This is a genomic window from Stenotrophomonas maltophilia group sp. Smal17 (assembly GCF_030237045.1).
Taxonomy (GTDB): Bacteria; Pseudomonadota; Gammaproteobacteria; order Xanthomonadales; family Xanthomonadaceae; genus Stenotrophomonas; species Stenotrophomonas forensis.
Genome location: NZ_JASJSU010000001.1, coordinates 20,696 through 24,936, shown reverse-complemented (window position 1 = coordinate 24,936; position 4,241 = coordinate 20,696). Strand labels below are relative to the sequence as shown.

General features: G+C 65.6%; 5 protein-coding genes. 3 read left to right on the top strand and 2 right to left on the bottom strand.

The genetic code is table 11. The features are described 5' to 3' along the window. Positions 1–43: 43 nt before the first annotated feature. A complete protein-coding gene (locus tag QRO93_RS00145; protein ID WP_164085881.1) occupies positions 44–703 on the bottom strand; it encodes an exopolysaccharide biosynthesis protein in 660 nt (219 codons plus the stop codon). Continuing rightward, positions 687–1,991: a hemolysin family protein gene (locus QRO93_RS00140; RefSeq protein ID WP_053449337.1), complete on the bottom strand. Its 1,305-nt coding sequence runs from the start codon at positions 1,989–1,991 to the stop codon at positions 687–689. Before QRO93_RS00140 ends, QRO93_RS00145 begins: the two co-directional genes overlap by 17 nt. A gap of 292 nt (positions 1,992–2,283) precedes the next feature. On the opposite strand from QRO93_RS00140, the gene QRO93_RS00135 reads away from it, so the two are divergent. The 3 genes from QRO93_RS00135 to QRO93_RS00125 form a co-directional block, all read left to right on the top strand. Continuing rightward, a complete protein-coding gene (locus tag QRO93_RS00135; protein WP_004152833.1) occupies positions 2,284–2,910 on the top strand; it encodes a DUF47 domain-containing protein in 627 nt (208 codons plus the stop codon). Between the two features lie 13 nt (positions 2,911–2,923). Then, positions 2,924–4,045, top strand: coding sequence for an inorganic phosphate transporter (locus QRO93_RS00130; RefSeq protein ID WP_006431323.1), 1,122 nt, complete (start codon positions 2,924–2,926; stop codon positions 4,043–4,045). 14 nt (positions 4,046–4,059) lie between these two features. Continuing rightward, positions 4,060–4,241: hypothetical protein (locus QRO93_RS00125; RefSeq protein ID WP_285303901.1), on the top strand; the 182-nt coding region annotated here is incomplete at its 3' end.

The following is a 4,241-nucleotide window of genomic DNA, read 5'->3' as shown; positions in this document are numbered from 1 at the left end:
AAACGTGGCAGCCGGCCAGCGGCCGGCCCTACCGGGTTCCGGTTCAGAACCAGCGCTGGAACAGCTCCACCGTGTAGCCCACCAGTTGCCCGGAACTGAAACCAAAGAACGCGATGGCCGCCAGCGCGGCAATCCAGTTGAACAGCATCAGCGCGCCATCGCGTTCCAGCAATGCCAGTGCGAACAGCAGCAGCTGGAAGCCGAACAGGAAGTTGGTGAACGGGATCGGCAGCGACAGCAGTACGCCCAGCAGCACCAGCAGCAGGCCGGTGAACGCGTGCGCCGGCAGCGGGGTCAGCAGCTGCGACAGGCGCGGTTTCAGCATCTTGTCCAGGCGCCGCAGCGGCCGGTCGATGCGGTCGAGGAAGCGGTGCATGGTGCCGCGCTTCGGCCCGCGGCGGGCGATGAAGCCGGGCAGCCACGGGCGCCGCAGGCAGCACAGCATCTGCAGGCCGATCAGGATCACCAGCGGGCCGCTGACCGCGCCGCCCATGCCCGGGATCGGGATGAACGACGGCAGGATCGCCACGAACAGGAACACGCCGAACGCGCTCTGTTGCAGGTTGCACAGGATCTGGCCGAGCGGCATGTGCTCGGCTGGGTCGCCGGAGGCGAACATCTCCAGCAGGGTACGGATGCCCTCGTTGCGGTAGGCCGGGCGCTCGGCGCCCGGACCCTGGCCGGCCTCAGGCGGTAAGCTCATCGGCCTGCTCGTCGGACAACGTGCGCAGCAGCAGCTTGTCCACCCGCGCACCGTCCAGGTCGACGACTTCGAATCGCCAGCCGGCCCAGTCGAAGTATTCGCCGGCATGCGGGATGCGGCCGAAGTAGTGGATGCACATGCCGGCCAGCGTGTAGTAGTCGCCGTCCTCGGCATCGGGCAGGTCGTTGCTGCCGATCAGCTCACGCAGGTCCTCGATCGGCAGCGAGCCATCCACCAGCAGCGAGCCGTCCTCGCGGGTCACCACCAGCGCATCCTCGTCGGCGTTCTCCACCGCCTGCAGGCGGCCGACCACGGCCCCCATCAGGTCGCTGATGGTCACCAGGCCCTGGATCTCGCCGTACTCGTCCACCACCAGCGCCATCGACTGCTGTTCCTCGCGGAAGATCTCCAGCAGCTTCATCGCATGGGTCGATTCGGAAACGTACAGCGGCTCGCGCAGGGTCTGGAACAGCGCGGTGTCGCCGCGCGCCATGCGCGTGGCCAGCGACTTCAGCTCAAGCACGCCGACCACGTCCATGTCGTTGTCGCGGTACACCGGGTACCGCGAGAACTCATGCTCGGCCATGATTTCCAGGTTGCGCTCCAGCCCGGCCTGGGTGTCGAGCCAGGCAATGCGGTTGCGCGGGGTCATCAGGCTGTCGGCGGTGCGGTCGCCCAGGCGCATGACACGGTTCATCATGTCGCGCTCGTGGGCATCGATCACGCCGGCCTCATGGCTTTCGGCCACCAGCATGCGGATCTCTTCTTCGGTCACCGAGGCGACTTCATCCTTGCCCAGGCCGAACAGCCGCAGCACCAGCTGGGTGGTCCTGGACAGCAGCCACACGAAGGGAAGGGCCAGTTTGGCCAGCCAGCTCATCGGCATCGCCACCAGGCCGGCAATGGCCTCCGAACGGGTCAGCGCCAGGCGCTTGGGAACCAGTTCGCCGAAGATCAGGGTGATGAAGGTGATCAGGCTGACCGCCAGCGCAGTGCCGACGTTGCCAGCGTAGGCAAAGCCCGGCATCAGGCCCTGGATCCAGCCGGCGAAGGCCTCGCCCAGCGCTTCACCGCCGAGGTAGCCGGTCAGCACGCCGATCACGGTGATGCCGATCTGCACGGTGGACAGGAAGCTCTCCGGCTTTTCCGACAGCTCCAGTGCCTTGGCGGCCCGCTTGGAGGTGGCGGCCATCTGCTTCAGGCGGCTCTTGCGCGAGGTCATGACCGACATCTCGGACATGGCGAAGAAGCCGTTCAGCAGAACAAGCGCGAAGACAATCAGGATCATTTCAAACACGGGCGTCGTCCCCGGTTGGTGGCAGGGAGGGCGGGTGCTTGCGATGGCGGCTGGCGCTCAGGAGCGGGGTCCGGCGCGGCGCTGGGGGATAAGGGTCGTCGTCCATAAGGTGCGCCCGAAGGCGCGCTGGCATCTTAGCAAAGGGGCGTGGCAGGGTGGCAACTGCCTGTTCAGGTTGGGCGGGCCAAGGCCCGGAAAGGGGGCAGGGATACCCGAGATGGTCATCTAGCCGTCATAATTCCGTCTGGTGCCGTCCTTCCCGCGACGGCTGACAGGTTTCTCAATGTTCTCTCTGCAGACCATTTTCGGTTCCGGCAAACAGTTCTACACCCTGCTCGATGAGGCCGCCGTCGCGGCTTCCGACGCCGCCAAGGCGCTGCATTCCATGCTGCGCGAGGCCGACCGCCAGCCGGCGCTGGACGCTTTCAAGCTGGCCCGCCTGCGCGAACGCGCGGCCTCGGACAAGATCAGCCAGGCGCTGGTGGACAGCTTCATGACCCCGATCGAGCGCGAAGACATCGAAGCGCTGGGTTCGGCGCTGTACAAGATTCCCAAGCAGATCGAGAAGTTCGCCGATCGCTATTCGCTGGCCACGACCCACCTGGAGCACATCGACTTCGCGCCGCGCGCGGCGATGCTGGAACAGGCCGCCGGGGTGGTGGTGGAGATGGTGGCCGACCTGCGCCACATGAACCTGGACCGGATGACCGCGCTCAACGAGAAGCTGCGCTCGCTGGAGAACGAGGCCGACCGGCTCATGCTCGAGCTTTACCGCGACATCTATTCCGGCCGCCTGGACAACCTGCAGATGTTCCTGCTGAAGGAATTCTTCGAGATCCTGGAAAAGGCCATCGACCGCTGCCGCGAGGCCGGCGTGGTGGCGTACCAGATCGTGTTGAAGAACAGCTGACGGACGCCGCCGCATGTTGACCCTTGTCCTGGTGGTGATCCTGGCCGCGCTCGTCTTCGAGTTCATCAACGGCTTCCACGACACCGCCAACTCCATTGCCACCGTGGTGGCGACCAAGGTGCTCTCGCCCGGCTGGGCGGTGATGCTGGCCGCTTTCATGAACCTCATCGGTGCACTGACCGGTACCGCGGTGGCGCTGACCATTGCTTCGGGCCTGCTCAACACCAACGTGGTCGACGTCACCCCGCAGGTGATCCTGTGCGCCCTGCTGGGCGGCATCATCTGGAACCTGATCACCTGGTGGAAGGGACTGCCGTCCTCGTCCTCGCACGCGCTGATCGGCGGCCTCTGCGGCGCTGGCCTGGCCGCTGCGCACAACAACTGGGACGCGCTGATCTGGTCCGAGCGCCTGGGCAGCTGGGCGCAGAACAAGGGCCTGCTGTGGAAGGTGTTCGTGCCGATGATCACCTCGCCGATCGCCGGCTTCCTGCTTGGCATCGTGGTGATGGTGCTGCTGTGGGGGCTGATCGCCGGCCTGGCCAAGATCGGTGGTGCCATCGGCCGCCTGGCCCGTCCACGCATCGTCAACGCGTTCTTCGGCAAGGCACAGATCGCCTCGGCGGCCTACATGGGCTTTGCCCACGGCCACAACGACGCACAGAAGACCATGGGCATCATCGCGATGACCCTGATCGGTGCCGAAGCCACCGGCGCACTGAACGACCTGCCGTCCTGGCTGGCCTTCATGCACCCGGACGCGCATGCCGGTGACGGCATCGCGATGTGGATCGTACTGACCTGCGCCGTGGTGATGGCCGCCGGTACCGCTTCGGGCGGCTGGAAGATCATCAAGACCCTGGGCCACAAGATGGTCAAGCTGCATCCGATCCACGGCTTCGCCGCGGAAACCAGCTCGGCCACCATCCTGACCCTGGCCGCCCACTTCGGCATGCCGGTCTCGACCACGCACAGCATCTCCACCGCGATCATGGGCGTCGGCTTCGCCAAGAACCCGCGTTCGCTGAAGTTCGGCGTGATCGAACGCATCGTCTGGGCCTGGATCCTGACCATCCCGGCGGCCGGTGGCTGTGCCTACCTGATCCTGAAGCTGTTCGAGCTGTTCGGCTGGACCTGATCTGCAGGCACACGTTGCACAAAAAAAGCCCGCCGGATTCCGGCGGGCTTTTTTCATGGGCAAAGAATTTTTCCGCATCCATCGTGTCGACCAAGGTCGACACCCGCCAGAGCAGAAACCGGGATCCGATCCCGTGCCGGCCAACGGTCGGCATCCATCGGCAGCAGCGGGAAACTGTCGAAGGCGGGGTGGGGCC